This window comes from Campylobacter sp. IFREMER_LSEM_CL1085, assembly GCF_025772235.1.
Taxonomy (GTDB): domain Bacteria; phylum Campylobacterota; class Campylobacteria; order Campylobacterales; family Campylobacteraceae; genus Campylobacter_D; species Campylobacter_D lari_D.
In genome coordinates this window covers 1-21,025 of record NZ_JAKMRU010000011.1, presented here as the reverse complement: position 1 = coordinate 21,025, position 21,025 = coordinate 1, and the positions used below count along the sequence as shown (strand labels likewise).

At 29.4% G+C, this 21,025-nt stretch carries 19 protein-coding genes; 10 read left to right on the top strand and 9 right to left on the bottom strand.

Annotated features, from left to right (window positions below):
* Positions 1-4 precede the first annotated feature (4 nt).
* From L8W56_RS05645 to L8W56_RS05635, 3 genes are all read right to left on the bottom strand, one after another.
* Positions 5-1,720, bottom strand: a complete 1,716-nt coding sequence (locus L8W56_RS05645; RefSeq protein ID WP_263659679.1) for a nickel-dependent hydrogenase large subunit — start codon at positions 1,718-1,720, stop codon at positions 5-7.
* Between the two features lie 2 nt (positions 1,721-1,722).
* Positions 1,723-2,862 carry a hydrogenase small subunit gene (locus L8W56_RS05640; protein ID WP_133318935.1) on the bottom strand — a complete coding sequence of 380 codons (1,140 nt, stop codon included), beginning with the start codon at positions 2,860-2,862 and terminating at the stop codon, positions 1,723-1,725.
* Between the two features lie 159 nt (positions 2,863-3,021).
* The gene (locus L8W56_RS05635) at positions 3,022-5,595 is read right to left on the bottom strand and encodes an ATP-dependent Clp protease ATP-binding subunit (RefSeq protein ID WP_263659678.1); all 2,574 of its coding nucleotides are present in this window, start codon (positions 5,593-5,595) and stop codon (positions 3,022-3,024) included.
* A gap of 206 nt (positions 5,596-5,801) precedes the next feature.
* Between L8W56_RS05635 and L8W56_RS05630 the strand changes: the two genes are divergently transcribed.
* The 10 genes from L8W56_RS05630 to L8W56_RS05585 are packed head-to-tail and all read left to right on the top strand — an operon-like array spanning position 5,802 to position 13,503.
* On the top strand, positions 5,802-7,118 hold the full coding sequence (locus L8W56_RS05630) for a S41 family peptidase (RefSeq protein ID WP_318529807.1): 1,317 nt from the start codon (positions 5,802-5,804) through the stop codon (positions 7,116-7,118).
* Between the two features lie 7 nt (positions 7,119-7,125).
* Positions 7,126-7,833, top strand: coding sequence for a phosphoribosylaminoimidazolesuccinocarboxamide synthase (gene purC / locus L8W56_RS05625; protein ID WP_263659703.1), 708 nt, complete (start codon positions 7,126-7,128; stop codon positions 7,831-7,833).
* A gap of 8 nt (positions 7,834-7,841) precedes the next feature.
* Positions 7,842-8,078: a phosphoribosylformylglycinamidine synthase subunit PurS gene (purS, locus tag L8W56_RS05620; protein WP_133318938.1), complete on the top strand. Its 237-nt coding sequence runs from the start codon at positions 7,842-7,844 to the stop codon at positions 8,076-8,078.
* On the top strand, positions 8,075-8,725 hold the full coding sequence (gene purQ / locus L8W56_RS05615) for a phosphoribosylformylglycinamidine synthase subunit PurQ (protein WP_133318939.1): 651 nt from the start codon (positions 8,075-8,077) through the stop codon (positions 8,723-8,725). The genes purS and purQ overlap by 4 nt, the downstream gene beginning before the upstream one ends.
* Positions 8,719-9,924: a hypothetical protein gene (locus L8W56_RS05610; RefSeq protein WP_263659677.1), complete on the top strand. Its 1,206-nt coding sequence runs from the start codon at positions 8,719-8,721 to the stop codon at positions 9,922-9,924. The genes purQ and L8W56_RS05610 overlap by 7 nt, the downstream gene beginning before the upstream one ends.
* On the top strand, positions 9,902-10,591 hold the full coding sequence (locus L8W56_RS05605) for a lysophospholipid acyltransferase family protein (protein WP_263659676.1): 690 nt from the start codon (positions 9,902-9,904) through the stop codon (positions 10,589-10,591). Before L8W56_RS05610 ends, L8W56_RS05605 begins: the two co-directional genes overlap by 23 nt.
* Entirely contained in the window at positions 10,588-10,956 is a 369-nt protein-coding gene (gene crcB, locus L8W56_RS05600; protein ID WP_263659675.1) for a fluoride efflux transporter CrcB, read from the top strand. Before L8W56_RS05605 ends, crcB begins: the two co-directional genes overlap by 4 nt.
* An 11-nt stretch (positions 10,957-10,967) precedes the next feature.
* On the top strand, positions 10,968-12,797 hold the full coding sequence (gene htpG / locus L8W56_RS05595) for a molecular chaperone HtpG (protein WP_263659674.1): 1,830 nt from the start codon (positions 10,968-10,970) through the stop codon (positions 12,795-12,797).
* A complete protein-coding gene (locus L8W56_RS05590) occupies positions 12,794-13,126 on the top strand; it encodes a rhodanese-like domain-containing protein (protein ID WP_263659673.1) in 333 nt (110 codons plus the stop codon). The genes htpG and L8W56_RS05590 overlap by 4 nt, the downstream gene beginning before the upstream one ends.
* Before the next feature lie 2 nt (positions 13,127-13,128).
* Positions 13,129-13,503: a rhodanese-like domain-containing protein gene (locus tag L8W56_RS05585; protein ID WP_263659672.1), complete on the top strand. Its 375-nt coding sequence runs from the start codon at positions 13,129-13,131 to the stop codon at positions 13,501-13,503.
* Positions 13,504-13,515: 12 nt separating this feature from the next.
* Here the strand turns inward: L8W56_RS05585 and mog are convergent, their stop codons facing one another.
* The 6 genes from mog to L8W56_RS05555 are packed head-to-tail and all read right to left on the bottom strand — an operon-like array spanning position 13,516 to position 20,885.
* The gene (gene mog / locus L8W56_RS05580) at positions 13,516-14,043 is read right to left on the bottom strand and encodes a molybdopterin adenylyltransferase (protein WP_039618174.1); all 528 of its coding nucleotides are present in this window, start codon (positions 14,041-14,043) and stop codon (positions 13,516-13,518) included.
* 2 nt (positions 14,044-14,045) lie between these two features.
* The gene (locus L8W56_RS05575) at positions 14,046-15,644 is read right to left on the bottom strand and encodes an AAA family ATPase (RefSeq protein ID WP_263659671.1); all 1,599 of its coding nucleotides are present in this window, start codon (positions 15,642-15,644) and stop codon (positions 14,046-14,048) included.
* Positions 15,634-16,890: a tRNA (N(6)-L-threonylcarbamoyladenosine(37)-C(2))-methylthiotransferase MtaB gene (mtaB, locus tag L8W56_RS05570; RefSeq protein WP_133318946.1), complete on the bottom strand. Its 1,257-nt coding sequence runs from the start codon at positions 16,888-16,890 to the stop codon at positions 15,634-15,636. Before mtaB ends, L8W56_RS05575 begins: the two co-directional genes overlap by 11 nt.
* On the bottom strand, positions 16,887-18,416 hold the full coding sequence (locus L8W56_RS05565) for a mechanosensitive ion channel family protein (RefSeq protein ID WP_263659670.1): 1,530 nt from the start codon (positions 18,414-18,416) through the stop codon (positions 16,887-16,889). Before L8W56_RS05565 ends, mtaB begins: the two co-directional genes overlap by 4 nt.
* Positions 18,413-19,471, bottom strand: coding sequence for a 3-dehydroquinate synthase (aroB, locus tag L8W56_RS05560; RefSeq protein ID WP_263659669.1), 1,059 nt, complete (start codon positions 19,469-19,471; stop codon positions 18,413-18,415). Before aroB ends, L8W56_RS05565 begins: the two co-directional genes overlap by 4 nt.
* 7 nt (positions 19,472-19,478) lie before the next feature.
* Positions 19,479-20,885: a COG3400 family protein gene (locus L8W56_RS05555; protein WP_263659668.1), complete on the bottom strand. Its 1,407-nt coding sequence runs from the start codon at positions 20,883-20,885 to the stop codon at positions 19,479-19,481.
* Positions 20,886-21,025 lie beyond the last annotated feature (140 nt).

Below are 21,025 nucleotides of genomic sequence, written 5' to 3'. Positions count from 1 at the left end.
TTCCTTATAAATTTACATTAACTTTATACTCGCTAAGATTATTACCTTTAGTATCCATTACATGTACTGCACATGCTATACAAGGATCATAAGAGTGAATAGCTCTTATTACTTCTAAAGGCTGTTTAACATCAGCTAGTTTCATACCAATAAGACATTGTTCATAGCTACCACCTACTCCATTTGCATCTTTTGGACTTGCATTCCAAGTAGAAGGAACTACTGCTTGCCAATTTTCAATTACACCATTTTTAATCCTACACCAATGGCTCAATGCACCACGAGGTGCACTTCCCATAAATCTACCTTTGTATTCTTTGTTTTTATCAATTACATAAGTAGCACAAGTACTTTCATCTGTTTTTAAATTTTCAATCAAAGAATTAAATGCTTTTAAACCATGATCAGCAATAATTTTAGCTTCAATTGCTCTAGCGCCTGTTCTTCCTAAAGTGCTCATAAGTGCTTGAACTGGTAAATTCGTAGCTTTTAAGAAAGAATCAACCGCTTCTACTACAATTTTATTACCCTTAGCATAATTTACTAAAATATTTGCTAATGGTCCAACTTGCATAGGCGAATTTTCATATCTTGGAGCTTTAATCCAGCTATATTTGCCTTTAATATCAAATACCTTACTATGAACCATATTACCTTTATCATCAATGCTTTCACCATCAATTAAGCCTGTATAGTTTGGATTAGTTTTACCATCATAAGGATGTAAAGCTTCATTGTCTGCATACCATGATCTTGTAGCCTCTTCAGTGATTTTAGCTTCATCTACTTCTTCAACCTTACTCAAATCACCATTTCTAATAATACCACCTTCAAACAACCATTCATCACTTGAAATTTGGAATTCTCTCTCAGTATAGAAGTTATTTACCCCTACATCATTTAATACACTTGCTTCTTTAGAGTAAGCTTTAGCTGCCATGATTAAATCCGGATAATAAGCACGATTAATAAAATCAGCTACTTCTTGGAATTTAGTCATATATTCAGCCATTCTTGATGGGTTTAAAAGATCCATAACACAAGTTACACCACCTACTGTTAAACTTTGTGGATGAGGATTTTTAGCACCAAAAATCGCCATAGCTTGAGCTATTGTTCTTTGAATTCTTAAACATTCTAAATAATGCGAAAGTGCAATAAGGTTTTGCTCAGGAGTAAAGCGATAAGTTGCGTGTCCATAATAAGCATTTGCAAATGGTCCAAGATTTCCTTTATCTACAAAGATTTTTAGTCTTTGCTGAACTTCTAAAAGCTTATCTGCACCTGTTGCATAAGGCATATCAGTATATTTAAATGCTTCATCACTTGCTTTTTTTACATCAGCACTTAAAGCACTTACAACATCAACAAAATCAAGACCATGAAGTTGATAAAAATGTACAGGATGATCATGCATATATAAAGCTGCATTCATTAAAGTTCTAGTTAAAACTGCATTTAGTGGCGGAGTAATACCTAAAGCATTTTCTACTGCGATAATCCCTGCTCTATAATGTGAAAAAGTACAAACACCACAAATTCTTTGAGTTAAAAAGCCTGCATCTCTTGGATCACGACCTTTTACAATAGTTTCAATCCCTCTCCATAAAGTCGATCCTGAATATGCTTCTTTAATGACATTATTTTCATCAACCACTACTTCAACTCTTAAATGTCCTTCTATTCTAGTAAGTGGATCTATAATAATTCTTTTTGACATTTTTAATCCTTATTTTTTTCTAATGAAGCAATTACAGCATGCGCAGCAACAGCTACGCCTGTTACACAAAGCACACCTATACCAATTTTATCTGAAATGCTATCAGCACCCAAGCCATAAACAGTATCAAATAATCTTCCTGCCATCACTTCTTCAAAAGGTCCCATAGTATCCCAAAAATCAGGTTCAGAACAGCCTATACAACCATGTCCTGCTTGGATTGGCCATGAAGTATGTTGATTAAATCTCTCTCTTGAGCAATTATTAAAAGTATAAGGGCCTTTACAACCTACTTTATAAAGACAATATCCTTTTTTTGCTCCCTCATCACCAAATTGTTGCACAAATTCACCCGCATCAAAGCGTCCTCTTCTTTCACAAAGATCATGAATTCTTAACCCATAAGCCCATTTTGGTCTATTATAGGCATCAAGTGCTGGCAATGTTTGATACAATATGTAATGAATCACATTACCTATAATATTTTTTTCACTTGGAGGACAACCTGGTACATTAATAACTGTTTTATTTGTTACTTTACTTAAGCTTACAGCATTGCTTGGATTAGGTCTAGCAGCTTGGATACCACCAAAAGCTGAACAAGTACCTATAGCAAAAATAGCTAAAGCATCATTACAGGCTTGTTCTGCTAATTGTCTTCCTGTTTTTCCATGTGGTCCTATAGTTAAAAAGTTTTCTGTAGCACCTGTTGGTATACCACCTTCTACCATTAAGATATATCTACCTTTATATTTTTCCATAGCAGCTTCAAGATTATGTTCAGCTTGCCAACCTGCAGCACCCATTATAGTTTCATGATATTCTAAAGAAATATGATCAAAAATCAAACTATCAATGGTAGGAGCATCACTTCTTAATAAACTTTCAGAACATCCTGTACATTCAGCCATATGAAGCCAAATCACTGGAAGTCTATCACTAAGCTCAGCAGCTCTTGCAACTACTGGAGTAAAGCTAGCAGGTAATGCTAAAAATGCGGTCATAGCACTAGCCCATTTCATAAAATCTCTTCTTGAAAAACCTGATTGCTCTAAGGCTTTAGAGATAGAAATCTCATTTTTCAAAAGAGGAAGTTTTTCTAATGCGTCTAAACGGCGATTAAAAATATCTAAATCACTCATTTGTTGTTCCTTAAATTATAGAAATATCATTAAAGATTTTAAAATATTTATTGTTAAGAATAGATAAAAAATGATAATTTTTTAATCAAATATACGAAGTATTTACAATTTAGTATTATTAAGATAATTTTACTCTAAATAAGCAAGTATTACACTTGCTTATTGTTTAACAATGATAATCTCATCATCTTTAGAATCTATAATAATCTCATCATTTTCATTTAATTCATCCGATAATATCATATCACTTAATTTATCTTCTACCATATCATATAAAGCTCTTTTTAATGGTCTTGCACCAAAATCCACATCAAAACCAACCTTTGCTATTAACCTAGCAGCATTATCACTCAAGCTTGCTTTAATACCTCTATTTTCAAGACTTTTTTGCAAGGTATTAAAAAGCAATTTAACTATTTTTTCAGCTTCACTTTCTCCCAAAGGATTAAAAGTAATAATATCATCCAAACGATTTAAAAACTCAGGTCTAAAAAAGCTTCTAAGAGCTTCTTTGATAGCTTTTTCTCTTTCTTCGCTCTTTAACTCCATAATAAAATTTGCACCTATATTAGAAGTTAAGATAATGATAGTATTAGTAAAATCAATCGTTACGCCTTTACTATCTGTAGCCCTACCATCATCTAAAATTCCCAAAAGTATATTAAATACATCTTTATGGGCTTTTTCTACTTCATCAAATAAAATCACACTATAAGGCTTTCTTCTAACAGCTTCAGTTAATTCCCCACCTTCTTCATGCCCTATATATCCTGGAGGTGCACCTAAAAGTCTTGATACACTGTGTTTTTCCATAAATTCACTCATATCAAAACGCACCATAGCTTTTTCATCATCAAATAAAAATTTAGCCAAAGCCTTCGCACTTTCTGTTTTACCTACTCCAGTTGGCCCTAAAAATAAAAAGCTTCCTATAGGCTTAGTTGCTTGATTTAACCCTGCTTTGTTACGCTTAATAGCTTTAGCTAAAGCACTCAAAGCCTCATCTTGCCCTATGACGCTTTCTTGTAAATACTCTTGAATATGTAAATATTTTTGTTTTTCAGAAGTGAGCATTTTTTGCACACTAATGCCTGTCCATTTACTTAAAATACCAGCTACTAAATCCTCATCTACTTGATTTTTAAGCAAAACTCCTTCTTGGGTCATTTGTTTCCATTTTTCTTCTAAATTTAAAACCTCTTTTTCACACTCTAAAATTTTGCCATATTCTATTTCAGCAGCCTTTTGGAAATCTCCTTTATTTTTAGCCAAAATAGCTTCATTTTTTAAAGTATCGATTTCTTTTTTCTTTGCACTTATGCCATTAAATACTGCTTTTTCATTTTCAAATTTAGCATTAAGTTTGATTTGCTCTTCTTTTAAATTTGCTAATTCTTTTTTAATCTCCTCCAATCTTTTTTCATTAGCTTCATTTTCTTCCATTTTTAAAGCTTCATTTTCTACTTCCAAACTTTCAATTTGCTTTCTAACCTTTCTTAAAGAATTTGGCTCACTTTCTATTTGCATTTTTAATTCCGCTGCAGCCTCATCAATTAAATCAATCGCTTTATCAGGTAAAAATCTATTAGCTATATAACGCTTAGATAGCTTTGCAGCTGCCACTAAAGCACTATCATTGATAGTTACATTATGATGAATTTCTAATTTTTCTTTTATACCTCTAAGCATAGCCAAAGCTTCATTTACACTAGGTTCAGCTACATTTACAGGCTGAAATCTTCTTTGTAAAGCTGCATCTTTTTCAAAATATTTTCTATATTCTTTTAAGGTTGTAGCACCTATAGTATGAAGCTCACCTCTTGCTAAAGCAGGTTTTAAAATATTTGCTGCATCCATGCTCCCTTCATTTGCACCTGCACCTACAATGGTGTGAATTTCATCTATAAATAAAATTACATTCTTATGTTTTATTACTTCATTTACAACTGCTTTTAATCTATCTTCAAATTCACCTCTGTATTTTGCCCCTGCTATTAAAGCACTCATATCTAAAGCTATAACTTTTTTATTTTGCAACGAAGTAGGAACATCTTTTTTTACTATCCTTTGTGCTAAAGCTTCCACCACAGCAGTTTTTCCTACCCCTGGCTCACCTAATAAAATAGGATTATTTTTAGTTTTTCTGATTAAAATTTGCATTAATCTTTGAATTTCTTCTTCTCTACCTATAACAGGATCAAGCTCATTGTTTTTAGCTTTCATAGTCAAATCAATACCAAATTTAGATAAAGAATCAAGCGTTTCATCACTTGTTTTGGTTTCTATTTTAGCTCCTGCTCTAATGAATTCCAATTCTTTTTTAAACTCATTTAAATCTACAAATTTAGACAAAAGTTCCTTAATAACCCCGCTAGCACTTTCTGAAACAAGCCACATATCCACAGCTAAATAGTTATCTTTATTTTCTAAAGCCAAGCCTTTTGCTTTTTCTAAAGAATTAATAAATTCATTTGAAAATTTAATATTGTCTTTATTTACATTTGAGCTAGTAGGAAAAGATGAAATTTTACTTTTTACTTCTAACTCAAATGCCTCTTTAGAAACATTTAATTTATTAAAAACTTGATTAAGCAAACTGGAGCTATCAACACTTAAAGCCCATAATAAATGCAAAGGTTTTATTTCACTATTCTTAGAATGAATGGCCAAAGAAATTGCACTTTCTATATTTGAAAGCATAGAATCTGTTAAAAAATCTTGTATATTTGCCATTTTTACTCCTTTTTACTTTTATATGAAGTGTATTATATAACTTTAGTCTATTATTGTCAAGTTTATTTAGTTATATTTATAAATAATTTTTTATATATATACACTAATATCATAAAAATATTTACTTTATTTACGATTTTTTAAGCAAAAATAACTAAAATTAGATAATTATTTTATGAATTCATATTTATTTTGGAGTTTTTCCTTTGAAGACAAAAAGAAATCTTATTATCGCAGCTAGCATTTGTAGTTTAATAACCGCTTCTTTTATTTTTACTAACTTGCAAGCTAAAAATCCCGCTCCTAGCGAAGCAGAAAAAAAAATAGAAGCTTTATCTAAACTTACAAGAACTATGTCTATCATAGAACAATATTATGTTGATGATGTTAATTATACAGATTTGGTTGATAAATCCATAGCAGGTTTACTTACAAATTTAGATGCCCACTCTTCCTTCTTAGATGAAAAAGGTTATAAAGAGCTTAAAGAACAAACTAATGGGGAATTTGGTGGACTTGGCTTTACTATTACCCAAAAAGATGGAGCAATTAGTGTTGTAGCTCCTATAGAAGGAAGTCCAGCGGATAAAGCAGGTATTAAAACTGATGATATTATCTTAAGAATTAATAATGAATCGACTTTAGGTATGACTTTAAATGAAGCTGTTTCTAAAATGCGTGGAGAGCCTAAAACAAAGGTTACTCTAACTATTTATAGAAAAGGCGATGTAAAGCCATTTGATGTAAATTTAAAAAGAGATATCATAAAAGTAGATAGTGTTTATACAAAATTAATCGAAAATGAAAATTTACTTTATTTAAGAGTGACTAATTTTGATAAAAATGTTGTAGATGAAGCTAGTAAAGCGATCAAAAAACATTCTAATACAAAAGGAATTATACTAGATCTTAGAACCAATCCAGGCGGTATTTTAAATCAAGCAGTGGGTTTAGTAAATCTTTTTGTAGATAAAGGAGTAATCGTTTCACAAAAAGGTAAAATTGAAAGCGAGAATGTAGAATTTAAAGCAAATCCTAGTAAAAAAATCACCAATGCACCTTTAGTAGTGCTTGTAAATGGTGGCAGTGCAAGTGCGAGCGAGATTGTAAGTGGGGCTTTGCAGGATTTTAAACGCGCTATTATCATAGGAGAAAAAACCTTTGGAAAAGGTAGTGTGCAACTTATATTACCTATGGATGAAAAAGGTAAAGAAGGCTTGAGACTTACTATAGCAAAATATTATTTACCAAGTGGTAGAACTATACAAGCTGTTGGAGTTAATCCTGATATAGAAGTATTTCCAGGAAAAGTAAGTAAAGAAGAAAATCACGGCTTTGAAATCAAAGAAAGTGATCTTAAAAAACACTTACAAGCTGAACTAGATAAAATCGGACATCAAGAAAAGAAAAAAGACAACAAAGAAGATAAAAATATCATTACCAAAGAACAAATTAATAATGACATACAACTAAAAACCGCAATAGATGCGATTAAAATTTTAAGCATTACAAAAGGAGAGTAAAATGGCTATGAAATTAGATCTTTTATATGAAGGAAAAGGTAAAAAAATGTTTAAAACTGATGATGAGAATTTGCTCATCACAGAATTTAAAGATGATTTAACAGCTTTTAATGCAGAAAAAAAGGGTAATGAAGCAGGAAAAGGTGCATTAAATTGTAAAATTAGTACTGAAATTTTTCATCTCTTAGAAAAAGAAGGCATTAAAACCCATCTAGTAGAAACCATCAGCGAAAAAGAACAAATTGTTAAAAAATGTAATATTATACCCATTGAAGTTATTACTAGAAATGTAGCTACAGGATCTTTAACAAAAAGATTAGGCATTAAAGAAGGCACGATTTTACCTTTTGCTGTAGTTGAGTTTTGTTATAAAAATGATGATTTAGGTGATCCTATCATCAATGATGAGCATTGTTTGATTTTAAATCTAGTAAAAAGTGAAAAAGATTTAGAATTAATCAAAAATACCGCAAGACATATCAATTCTATTCTAGTAAAATTCTTTGAATCTAAAGGTTTAAGATTGATTGACTTTAAATTAGAATTTGGTATTGATAATGAAGGAAATATGATCTTAGCTGATGAAATTAGTCCTGATAGCTGTAGATTTTGGGATAGCAAAACTAATGAAAAATTAGATAAAGATCGCTTTAGACAAGACTTAGGTAATGTAAAAATGGCCTATGAAGAAGTCTTAAAAAGAATTTTAAATTAGGAAAAATAATGAAAGTAACTATAAATATCACACTTAAAAATGGGGTTTTAGATCCTCAAGGCAAAGCCATAGAAAAGGCTTTGCATTCTTTGGATTTTAATAATATTGCAAATGTTAAAACCTCAAAACAAATTAGTTTTGATATAGCTTGTGATGATAAAGAAGAAGCTTTTAAACAAGTTGATTTAATGTGTAAAGAATTACTTGCAAATACTGTGATAGAAGATTATGAGATAATATTATGAAAGTAGCTATTATTCGTTTTCCTGGAACTAATTGTGAGTTTGATACAGCTTATGCCTTTGAAAAATTAGGGGTAAAAACTGAAATCATTTGGCATGAAAGACAAGATTTTAGTGCAGATTTAATCGTATTACCTGGAGGTTTTTCTTATGGAGATTATTTAAGATGTGCTGCTATTGCAAAACTTGCTCCTGCTATAAAAACACTTAAAGAGCATGTTCAAAAAGGTGGATATGTTCTAGGCATATGCAACGGCTTTCAAATTTTATTAGAACTTGGACTTTTAAAAGGAGCTATGAAACATAACAATAGTTTAAGTTTTATTTCTAAAATGCAAGCATTGCAAGTAGTATCAAATAATAATGCTTTTTTGAAAAATTTTCAAAAAAATGATATCATAGAATTACCTATTGCCCATGGAGAAGGAAATTATTTTAATAGCGAAGATGGTATTAAAATGCTAGAAGATAAAGATATGATCTTACTAAGATATATCAACAATCCAAATGGCTCTTTAAACGATATAGCAGGAATTTGTGATGAAAATAAAAAAGTCTTTGGATTAATGCCACATCCTGAAAGAATGTGCGATGATATTCTTGGATCAAAAGTAGGACTTAAAATGTTTGAAGGATTTTTAAATTGCTAAAAACCTTCAAATTTTTTTGTCTTTTTTTACTAACTTTTAACTTATATGCTCAAGAAAATAGTGTTTTTGAAGATTATAACACTTTAGAAAAAAATTACAATCAATTAGATGATCAAGCTAAGCAAATTTATCAAACCATCGCTCCAAGTGATGAGAGTAATTATGAAAGTAAAATCGATGATGAAAATTTCATCCCTCAAGGTTCTTTAGTATTAAACGCAAAAGAATACACTGATGAAGCTTTCATAGATGAAGCTTTTACTATAGATCTTGAGGTTATTACCACAACTAATGTGAGTTTTGATTTAAATGTGAGTTTTGAAAAAAGTGATGATATGCTTTGGATCAATCCTAATCCTATTTGGGAACAAAAGGCTAATTCATATCATACAAAATTATGGTTTGAAGCTAAAAGTTTAAATGCTAGTTTAAACAAAATCATCGTTTCATTAAGCAGAAATGATCATATTTTTCAAAGCTCATCATTAATTATAAAGCCCATTAAACTTAAAAAAATCGATGCTCCTTCTAATAAATACTCACATATAGTTGCAAGCAATTTGGAAGTTAAACAAGTAAAAGCGAGTAGTTTTGATAATGATAGTATAATTTTATTTATAGAACTTGCAGGAGAAAACACAAATCTAGCAAGTTTTAACATAAAAGATATCCAAAAACAAGGTGTAGAGGCTATTAAAGGCGATTTTGAAAAACAAAGTGGATTTTATTATGCTATTTTAGATAAAAGTAAAACGCGTTTTGATTTTTCTTATTTTAATTTAAATTCTAAAGAATTAAAAGATTTTTCCTTAAAAATAGAACTTAAAGAAGACAGTATAAGTACACAAAGTGATTTAAATCCAAAAACTAATGATTTTAATTTTTACAAACAAGTTTTTTTATGGAGCTTGTGTGGTATTTTCGCTTTATGGTTTGTATTTAAAAAAAGCTACACAGCTTTAGGTTTGGCAATTTTGGCTCTAATAGCAAGTTTTTTAGCTCAAAATAACATATATAAAGCTATATTAAAAGCTGAAAGTAAAGTACAAATTTTACCAACTCTAAACTCAACTCATTTTTATTCTGGGAAATACAAACAAGAAGTAGAAGTGTTAGATTCAAGAGATGAATACAGAAAAATTTTATTTAATAATGGAAAAATAGGCTGGGTGAAAAGTGAAGATTTATCAAAGATTTAAAGCTTTAATATTTTGGGTAGAATTTATTTTATCTATTATATTTTTATGTATTGCCTTTTTATTATTGCAATCGCAAGAAAAAATTTGGAAAATCAGAAAAGTATGGTCAAAACTGCAAAAATATGTAATAAACTATAAAATTCAAACCCAAGGTTCTATACACCCTCAAGCTAATTTGCTTTTAATCAATCATCAAAGCTTGCTAGATATAGTTGTTTTGGAAGATTTATGCCCAAAAAATATATCTTGGATAGCTAAAAAAGAACTAGGTGAACTCCCTGTTTTTAAAACTTTGATTAAAAAACCAAAAATTATTTGTATAGATAGAAGTCCAAAGGGTCTAGTAAAGCTTTTAAAAGAAGCCAAAGAAAGATTAAATGAGGATAGAATTTTAGCCATTTTTCCAGAAGGCACAAGATCTAAAACACAAAAACTTTTAAAATTTAAAGTCGGAGCTAAAATTTTAAGTGAAAAGCTTAAGTTAAAAGTCCAGCCTGTGGTAATTGTTGATTCAGCTAAAATTTTAGACACCCAAAACTTTAGTGCAAATAGTGGTGTTTTAAAAGTGGTATTTCTAGATCTTGTCGATACAAGTAAAGATGATTGGCTTGAGCAAACTAGAGAAAAAATGCAAACAATCTTAGATAGCGAAAGGTCACAAGCTTGATTGGTACGATTTTAGCTGTAGGTTTTGGAGGCTTTTTAGGGGCCATATCCAGAATGCTTACTAGCAACCTTTTTAATAAAATCATTCCTCATAACTTTCCTTATGGGACATTAATGGTCAATATAATAGGATCATTTTTAATAGGTTTATTTTTTTCTTATGCAAATTCTAAAGGTGTGCATATTTTTACTAAAAATTTAATTAGCACTGGTTTTTTGGGTGCCTTTACAACTTTTTCAACTTTTTCTTATGAAAATTTGTTATTTTTGCAAAATGGTGATTATTTTCACTTTTTTATAAATATTATTTTAAATGTTATCCTTTGTCTTTTGGCAGTATGGATTGGTTTTTTAATTTTTAAATAAAGGAGATATAAATGCAATTTCAAACTGAAGTTAATCAACTTTTACAACTTATGATTCATTCTTTGTATTCTAACAAAGAAATTTTTTTAAGAGAGCTTATTTCTAATGCAAGTGATGCACTTGATAAACTTAGTTATTTAAGCGTGAGTGATGATGCTTATAAAAATTTAAAATTTGAGCCAAAAATTCAAATTAATTTCAATCAAGAAGCAAAAACCTTAACTATAAGTGATAATGGTATAGGTATGAATAAAGACGATTTAATCAATCATCTTGGAACCATTGCTAAAAGTGGCACAAAAAGCTTTTTAGAGAACTTAAGTGGTGATGCCAAAAAAGACTCTCAACTTATAGGACAATTTGGTGTAGGTTTTTACTCTGCTTTTATGGTAGCTTCCAAAATAGAAGTTTTAAGCAAAAAAGCATTAGATGACAAAGCTTATCTTTGGACTTCTGATGCTAGTGGTTATGAAATAGAAGATGCAAATAAAGATGAACAAGGCACTTGCATAACCTTGCATTTAAAAGATGAAGAGTTTTTAAACTCATACCGCATTGAAAGCATAGTAGAAAAATATTCAAATCATATACAATTTCCTATTTTCATGGAAAAAGAAGAATATTTACCACTAGAAGAAGGTGAAAAAGAACCTAAAAAAGAATTAAAAAACACTCAAATTAATACAGCAAGTGCCTTATGGAGACAAAATAAAGCAAGTTTAAAAGCTGAGGATTATGAAAGATTTTATGAACAAAACTTCCATGATTCAAACAAACCTATGCTTTATATCCACACAAAAGCTGAAGGTTCTATAGAATACAATTCTTTATTCTTTATACCTGCGCAAGCTCCATTTGATCTTTATAGAGTAGATTATAAAAGTGGTTTAAAACTTTATGTTAAAAGAGTTTTTATAAGTGATGATGATAAAGAATTATTACCAACTTATCTAAGATTTGTGCGTGGGATTATTGATGTAGAAGATTTACCGCTTAATGTTAGTCGTGAAATCTTACAAGAAAATAAAATCTTAAAAAGCGTTCAAGAAGCAAGTGTTAAAAAAATCCTAGCTGAACTTAAAAAATTTAAAGAAAAAGATAAAGAAAATTATCTTAAATTCCATGAAAATTTTGGAAAAGTTTTAAAAGAGGGTTTATATGGTTTTGGTGAAAATAAAGACGCTATAGCTAAGCTTTTATATTTTAAAAACTCAAACAAAGAAGAATTAATTGATCTTGAAGAGTATAAACAAAACCTAGCTGAAGGTCAAAATGAAATTTTTTATATTAGCGGAAAAAATGAAAAACTTTTAAGAAATTCTCCATTACTTGAAAGCTATAAACAAAAAAATATCAATGTTTTATTGCTTGATGAGGAAATTGATACCATAGTTATGCCTATGATGAATGAATTTGAAGGTTTAAAATTTAGCGCTATTAACCATCTAGCTAGTGAAGAAACTAGCGAAGAACAAAAGGCTGAATTTGCAAGCTTGCTCATCAAAATAAAAGAAGTTTTAAAAGATGATGTTGAAGAGGTAAAACTTAGCCAAAGACTTTCAAATAGTCCAAGTTGTATTGTTTATGATCAAAATAAACCTGATTTTGCTATGCAACAAATTCTTAAACAAATGGGGCAAGAACAGCAAGTTAAACCTATACTTGAAATCAATCCTAATCATGAAATTTTAAAAGCCTTAAAAGAAAATGATACCTTAGCTAATGAAATGGCACATATTCTTTTAAATATGGCTAAACTTAGCGAAGGTATGGGTATAGATAACCCTAGTGAATTTAACAATGCCTTAAGCAAAATCGTTTCTAAGGCTTTAGAAAAATGAAAAATATAGCTATTTCTAAAGATATTTTGCACAAATTTTGCATTATAGATGTAAGAACTCCTAGCGAATGGAAAAGCGGGGTTATAAAAGAAGCTGTACTCATCGCACTTTGCGATGATAATGGCTTTATGAATGAAAATTTCATCCAAGAGTTTAAAGAAAAAGTAGATTATCAAAATAAAAACATAGCCTTTGTATGTGCTACAGGCTCAAGAAGCAAACATACTGCTGTGATGATAGAAGATGCTCTAGGTATAGAATGTACTAATTTAGATGGTGGCATGGTAGCGCTTTTATCACAAGGTTATGAAGCAACAAAAGAAGGTTGATTATGAAAAAAATATTTTTATCTTTAATGCTTTGTACTAGTTTTGTTTTAGCAGAAGTTAAAAATATCGATATTAACGCAGGAATTTTAGAAAATTATCAAGTAATTGATGTTAGAAAACCTAGTGAATGGGTACAAACTGGTACAATAAAAAATGCCATTAAAATTAGCTTTTATAATGAAGATGGAAGCTTGAATAAAAATTTCGTTGAGGAAATTAAAAAGATTTCAAGCAAAAAACCTATTGCTATAGTTTGTAGAAGTGGAGCAAGAAGTGCTAAGGCTTCTGCTTTACTAGATCAAAATGGCATAGAAGTTACTAATTTAAAAGGCGGTATAAACGCACTTTTATCACAAGGTTATGAAACCTCAAAATAAGTCTAACTAGACTTATTTTTTCTTTGGTCTAAACACAGAAATTACTTCTTCATTATTTTCAATATAAGCTCCACCTATCAAATCTACACAATAAGGAATAGCAGGAAATATAGGCTCAATACATTCTCTTATAGCTTTTGGATTACCCGGTAAGTTAATAATTAATGATTTTCCTTTTATACCTGCACTTTGTCTTGAAAGTATAGCCGTTGGCACATATTCTAAGCTTTTTGCACGCATTAACTCCCCAAAACCTGGAAGCATTTTATCACACACTGCTTGTGTTGCCTCTGGTGTCACATCACGTAAAGCAGGCCCTGTACCTCCTGTGGTAAAAATCAAATCACATTTTACTTCATCTGCCAAATAAGCTAATTTTTCTATGATTAAATCATACTCATCAGGAATTAGCTCATAATAAAAGCTTTTTTCATTTTTTATATAAGAATCTAAAATTTTTTCTATCTCTACTCCGGATTTATCCTCATAAACTCCGCTACTTGCTCTATCTGAAAGTACTAAAATTCCTATTTTTACCATTTTCACTCCATTATGATTTTTTCTATATCTTGTTTTTCTATTTTTTCATTTTCTAAAAGAATGCTAGCTAATCTCACTACTTTTTCTTTCATTAATTCTAAAAATTCTTTCACTTCTTGCTTTTGCTCTTGTAATAAACCCTCATTTGCCATAGCGAAAGTTTCCATAAAAACGAGCAATTCTTTAACCTTTAAAAGATCACTTTGTGCATTAGTGTAACTTTCATTAAAAATAAGCTCCATAGCAACTGAACCTGCTAAAAAAACTTTTATTTTATTTAATAATTCTGATTTTGATTTGATAGTATTTTCATATTCTTTAAACCTATCTTCAATTAGGGTAATTTTTTCAAATTTAACATCAAAATAAAAAGCACACAAGGCTTTAGCTGCTTGATATGTGGCTTGAATTTTTCTTTCTTTGTCGCTTAGAGAAAAAATCTTTTTTTTACCCATTAAAACTTTATTAAGCACTGCAAAAAAATCATTTTCTTCTATTAAATCTGATTTTCTTCTTATAGCATTAATAGCCGCTTCATTAACTAAAGTCTCCAAGGCAGCTCCACTAAAACCCACACTAGCTTTTGCAATTTTTTCTAAATCTACGCTAGATTTTTTTTCTTTCATATAATTTTGCAAAATATGCATTCTATCTTTAAAATCAGGCAAAGATATAAAAATTCTTCTATCAAAACGCCCTGATCTTAATAACGCATTATCCATAAGATCGATTTTATTTGTAGCAGCCATCACTATAACACCACTATTATCTTCAAATCCATCCATTTGAGTTAAAAGTTGATTTAGAGTATTATCTCTTTCTACATTGGAAAAATCCCCTCTACTTTTACCAACTGCGTCAATTTCATCTATAAAAATAATACTTGGAGCTTTTGATTTAGCTTTTAAAAAAAGCTCTCTAACTCTTTTTGCACCCATACCTACATAAATTTCTACAAAACTAGCCCCACTTTGATAAAAAAATGACACCCCAGCTTCACCTGCTACTGCTTTTGCTATCAAGGTTTTACCTACTCCAGGAGGGCCTACTAGCAAAACGCCTTTTGGCATTTTCACGCCAAAATCTTTATATTTTTGAGGATTTTTTAAAAAATCAACGATTTCCAAAAGCTCCACCTTAGCCTCATCAATCCCTGCTACATCTTTAAATTTAACTTCACTTACTACATCTTGTATGGTGTTATTTTGTTCATTTTTTTCTAAAATATTTTTTTCTAAAGAAAGTAAATTTTGCCTATCTTTGTTTTTTTTATTAAGAAAGAGTAAAAAGCTTATGAGAAAAGCAAGTAAAATAAATATCAAAAAAAACTCGCTCAAATCATAATCTTTAGCATATTCTAAAGGAATTTTTTGCCACAAAGCATTTAAATCCACTACATCTTTAGCGATTAAAAAATTTCCTTCTTTGCTTTTTAATAATATTTCATTATTTTCTACTATAGCCTTTTGGATTAAATTTTGTTCTAAAAGCTCTTCATAAGCAGCCTTGCTAATATAATCTGGTTGATTTTTTAAAAATGCAATCAATATAAAAACACAAAGCAATAAAAATGAAGCCAAGATAATCTTTTTATTTTTCATCCTCTAACCTTAAATAGTTACAATCTTCTTTGCATTCATATTTTTCAATACTTATCCATTGTTTAGCAATATCTTCTTTGCTTGTAATTTTGATTTTATTAAAAAATTGATCATAGCCTTCATAAAAACCATCTTTTTTACTCTCGACTAAAATTTCTAAAATATTTTTTTGGTTTTTTCTAAACTCATAATTATTTTGTGCGACTATATCTTTTAAAATATTTAATCTTTCTTTGGCTATATCACCATTAATTCGCTCACTCATAGAAGCAGAATGCGTTCCATCGCGTGGTGAGAAAATAAAAGCATGGATATGTGTGAGTTTAAATTGTTTGAAATTTTCTAAAGCTTCTTGCCATATCAACTCACTTTCCCCAGGATGTGCCACGATAAAGTCTGTTCCTAAAGCAAAACCTTTTTGATTTAACTCATTAAACAATGCTAAATCATTTTGCGTGTGTGATCTTCTACGCATGATGCGTAGCATTTTCTCATGAGTGTGTTGCAGGGCAATATGCAAATGCTTTTCAAGCCAAGGTTCATCTAAAATTTCTTTAAAACTCTCATCAATTTGAGCAGGTTCTAAACTCCCAAGTCTTACTCTTTTTATACCATTAATCTTGCCTATTTCTTGCAGTAATTTTCCAAGTGTAGTTTTATCTTTTAAACCATAACTTCCTATATTAGTACCCGTTAAAACTACTTCACTATAGCCATTTTGAGCCAAAAGTTTGATTTGTTTTATTATTTCCTCACTTGGCATGCTTCTTGATTTACCTCTAACACTTGGGATTATGCAATAACTACAAGCAAAGTCACATCCTTCTTGAATTTTTACAAAAGCTTTAGTGTGATTTTCATAATTACTTACGATTTTTGTATCGATAAAGCGTAAATTTCCAAGCTCATAAAAGGCTTTATCCTGTGAGATTAACTCGTTAATTTTATCTTTATTAGAAGCTCCTAAAACTCCAAAAATTTCTTTTTTATTAAAAAAATCCTTTCCCTTGCTTACAGCACCACAGCCTGTAAGTATAACCTTAACTCCATTTTTTTTTACACTATTAATATAACTTCTAAGCCCACTATCAGCACCATTTGTAACCGTGCAAGAATTTATCACTATCACATCAGCTTCTTGTTCATTTTGTGTGACAATATGATCTTTAATATAAGTTTTTAATAATTGCGTATCATAAATATTAGTTCTACAACCAAAAGTTTTAAAATATACCTTTTTTTTCAAATATCTTCCTTATTTTCTATAAATTCATGTTTTGCCATATATAAATTTTGCGATGGATAGGCTATTTTTATATCATCATGTTTATTAAATTCATTGATAATTTCTTTACTTATATTACTTCTTAAAACCAAGGCCGCATAAGAATTTGTCATATACCAAGCAGAAATTCTCATACCATAACCTTCTAAAAATGTAAAAAACCTAGGTTCTACTTTAGGATTTCTAATGCTGTATTCATTTCTTAATTTATTCATGGATTCTTTTGCAATTTTTGTATAGCCTTTGGAAGCTTTTATAACGATTTCTTCTACTATATCTAAGGCTTTTTGATGATTTGAATCAAAAGTTAAAGTAATATCAAGTCCATCCCAAATTGTTTTCATCCCATGATGAGTATAATTTGATATAAGATTGGTAAAAATAAAATTATTTGGTATGAAAATTATCCTACCACTTCTTCGATTATCTGTATAAGTTAGTAAAGATATATCTTCATACAAAGTTATTCTTAAAAACGAAATATCAATTATATCGCCGATATAATGTGTATTGTTTTGAAAAACTCTCACCCTATCGCCCACTCTAAAACTTCCACCAAAAACTATCACACACCAACCAAGCATAGACATAAACATATCTTTCATAGCAATAGCCAAACCAGCAGAAGCAAAACCAAGCACAGTAACTAAATAGCTGATATTTTCAATATATCCAAAAAGCAAGATTAAAACAATTACATTGATATTAATAAAATTAATGATTTTATTTGCTGTATAAAAGCGATCATTATCACCTATATATTTTCTAGCTATAAATTTGAGTAAAAATGCTATGGCTACAACTATAACAATAGCCAAAACTATATTGAAAGCTCTTACACCCTGAATTTTAATTGAAGCTGTCGTTTTTTCAATCTCTTCTTGAATTTTTTTCTCATACACAGAATAAGAAATTTCTCCAAAACGCAGAGTTTGTGAAAAATCTCTAACCATTTGATTGGATATTTTTAAATATTCATCATGCTCTTTATTAGAAGATAATTTAGCTATTTCAGCTACTAAAACATTTTCTTTTATAAGCTCATCTAAAGTTTGCTTAAAACTATTTAAAAGATTGACATATTCTTCTTTGTCGCGTCTTAATTTTTTTATATGTGAGTATGCTGAAATAATAGCCAAAGGATTAGTTAGCTTATCTATTTTATCAACTTCTTCAGGTGCCAAAACCATCTTAGAAAAATTTGCACTTTTATACTCACTTAAAAGCTCTAATCTTTCTTTTAAAATTAAAATTTGTCTTTCTATAATGCTTTTATTGCGTTCATTAGCTTTTAAACTTTCTTTTTCTAAAGCCAAAATTTCATCTTGAGTTTTTCTGTAAATGTTAAAATTATTATATTTAATTATCCAAGTATTATATGCTAAATTATTATGTAATTCATTTAATTTTTGTTCTAAATGCTCTATATCATCTTGCGCTAAAAGTAATGTAAAGGGTAAGAGCAAAATCAATATAATTTTTTTCATGCAAACACCTCTAAAGTGTGTAAAATATCTTCTTTAGATATATCATTTTTTATACAAGCTTTTCCTAAACCACAAGCTAAAACAAAATTAATCTTTTGAAAATGTGTTTTTTTATCTAAGAAAAAGGCATTATAAAACTCTTCTATATTTGAAATTTTATAAGATATGGGTAATTTAAATTTCACAAGCAATTTTTGTACTCTTTGGCATTCTTGCTCGCTTAATAACCCCAAATTTAAAGCTAGAATATTTGCCATGTTCATACCTATAGCCACGGCTTCACCATGTAAGTACTTTTTATATCCTGTTTGATTTTCTATAACATGAGCAAAAGTATGACCATAATTTAAAAGCATTCTTAAGCCACTTTCTTTTTCATCTTGTGAAACCACATTAGCTTTAAGTTCTATACTTTTTTGGATGATTTGAGCCAAGGTAATATCATCTAATTTAGCGTTTAAAAATTTATCCTCATCTAAATTTTCTAAAAAAGATAAAATTGCTTCATCAAAAACCACAGCCATTTTGATAAATTCAGCCATGCCAGCAGCTAGTTCTCTTGAAGGTAAGGTTTTTAAAAACTTACTCTCACAATACACTGCTTTTGGCTGATAAAAAGTGCCTATTAAGTTTTTACCAAATTTATTATTCACTCCGGTTTTACCACCCACACTTGCATCCACGCAAGCTAGTAAAGTTGTAGGGATATTGATAAATTCTATCCCTCTTTGATATATACTTGCTACAAAACCACCCATATCAGAGATCACCCCACCACCAAAGCTTATGAGTAAGCTTTTTCTATCTAGCCTATAAGTACACATTTGATCTAAGATATATTCTATAGTTTGTAAATTTTTATACTCTTCGCCATCTTTGATTTTTATAACAAAAAGTTCTTTAGCATGAATTTTTTTCAAAAGTGTATCCAAATGTAGTTTTGCAACTAATTCATTAGTTAAAATCACTACTTTAGTATCAAAATTTAATTTTTCTAACTCATTTATATAGACATTATAACTTGTATTTTTATCTAAATTTACCTTAACTTGCATTATTTTCTCACAATGATGGTATAAACAATTGATAATTTTTATTCATCTTATAATATATCGTATTTAAATCCGTTTTTAAAATTTTATTGAAATTGTTTCCTAAAATTTTTTCATTAAATGGTACAAAATGCAATATATTTTGTTTGTAAGAAAATTTATTGATAGGATTATGTTCTTTTTCTTCTATCAAAAGTAATTTTTCATCATGAAGTTTTGAAAGGCTTTCAAAATACTGATGATATTCAAAAATTTCGGCTTTATTTAATTTTAAAGCATAGTAATACAAGGCAAGGCCTAGTTGAATTTGCTTGTTAAAATCAAGCATAATAGAAGCAATACCCTCTACATCTTCAAAATTTGAACTTAAAACTACAGAAGATTTTAAATCTGCAAAATCCCCTTTACCTGCTTTTAACACAGGAAGTTTTAAAGTAAAAAGAAAACTTTTTTCTTTTTCAAAAAGATAATCCTCCACCACTAGTAAACCTATGCTAGTATTTTCCACAAAAGGTTTAATGTTTTTTATATTTGTGCTTTCAAAGTCAAATATCACTTCAGTGCTATTTTTATGCAAGGATTTAAGTTTATAATACATAGGAGTTAAAGTAGGATTAATCACCTTAAAATAAAGTTTTTTGCTATTGATTCTTACATGCAAAAGCAAGCTTGCAAAAATAAGCTTTTCTATAGCAAACTCACTCATTTTTTTCATATCTATAATACAAAGTATATTATCTCCAAAAGGCGATGGAAAGCGTCCTAAGCTTGTTTTAACATTAGTAAAAACACTTTGCAAAACTTTAGGATCACCCACGATTAAAATGCTATCATTTGGCATTAAAATAAGCCCAGGTCTTGCCAAAATAAATTCATTATTTCTATAAACCATTACGATTTTAAAGCGTTTTTGGCTAATAGAGCTTATGTGCCTATAAGCAAAACTTGACCCTGCAGGAATTTTAACCTCCATAATCTCACCTTGTCCAAGCCCTATAAATTGTGCCATTGAAGGCATATTATCCAAACAACCTGTCAATCTTGTACTTAAAGTATCATAAATATTAATTACCTCACAAAAATTATCATCAATTTGGCTATTCCACAAATCCATAATAACTATATTTAATCTTGGATGTAATTTTCTTAAATTTTGATAGCAAGCTAATGTATCTGCTTCTTCTTGCATATAAATAATAGCTTGATGAAAATTTTCTTTTAATAAATTTTCTAGCTTAATCAAACTCGTAGGATCAAATTTAAAAAAAGAAATTTGTTCATTCTCTAAGTCTAAGTCTACGCTATCATCATTATAATACACAACACTCAAAGACTCTTTGAAGGTTTTGTTATTATAAATTTTCTTTAAAAAATCTTTCGCAAAAGGTCCATCAGTCAGTAATAAAATCTTATTCATTCACACCTCTAAAATATAAAGCATAATTATAGCAAAGTTATAGTTTATATTTTAAAGTTTTTGTTTTTTCAAAATATATTCCACTACTTAATATATCTTTTAAATTAACAAAAATTATTATTTTTCATTCAGTAAAAATC

Bases quoted from the DNA above. Each gene is read 5' to 3' on its own strand.
- L8W56_RS05640 (WP_133318935.1), bottom strand. From the start codon at position 2,862: ATGAGTGATTTAGATATTTTTAATCGCCGTTTAGACGCATTAGAAAAA.
- L8W56_RS05635 (WP_263659678.1), bottom strand. From the start codon at position 5,595: ATGGCAAATATACAAGATTTTTTAACAGATTCTATGCTTTCAAATATA.
- L8W56_RS05565 (WP_263659670.1), bottom strand. From the start codon at position 18,416: ATGAAAAAAATTATATTGATTTTGCTCTTACCCTTTACATTACTTTTA.
- L8W56_RS05555 (WP_263659668.1), bottom strand. From the start codon at position 20,885: ATGAATAAGATTTTATTACTGACTGATGGACCTTTTGCGAAAGATTTT.
- aroB (WP_263659669.1), bottom strand. From the start codon at position 19,471: ATGCAAGTTAAGGTAAATTTAGATAAAAATACAAGTTATAATGTCTAT.
- purC (WP_263659703.1), top strand. From the start codon at position 7,126: ATGAAATTAGATCTTTTATATGAAGGAAAAGGTAAAAAAATGTTTAAA.
- purQ (WP_133318939.1), top strand. From the start codon at position 8,075: ATGAAAGTAGCTATTATTCGTTTTCCTGGAACTAATTGTGAGTTTGAT.
- mog (WP_039618174.1), bottom strand. From the start codon at position 14,043: ATGGTAAAAATAGGAATTTTAGTACTTTCAGATAGAGCAAGTAGCGGA.
- L8W56_RS05590 (WP_263659673.1), top strand. From the start codon at position 12,794: ATGAAAAATATAGCTATTTCTAAAGATATTTTGCACAAATTTTGCATT.
- L8W56_RS05645 (WP_263659679.1), bottom strand. From the start codon at position 1,720: ATGTCAAAAAGAATTATTATAGATCCACTTACTAGAATAGAAGGACAT.
- purS (WP_133318938.1), top strand. From the start codon at position 7,842: ATGAAAGTAACTATAAATATCACACTTAAAAATGGGGTTTTAGATCCT.
- htpG (WP_263659674.1), top strand. From the start codon at position 10,968: ATGCAATTTCAAACTGAAGTTAATCAACTTTTACAACTTATGATTCAT.
- L8W56_RS05585 (WP_263659672.1), top strand. From the start codon at position 13,129: ATGAAAAAAATATTTTTATCTTTAATGCTTTGTACTAGTTTTGTTTTA.
- L8W56_RS05575 (WP_263659671.1), bottom strand. From the start codon at position 15,644: ATGAAAAATAAAAAGATTATCTTGGCTTCATTTTTATTGCTTTGTGTT.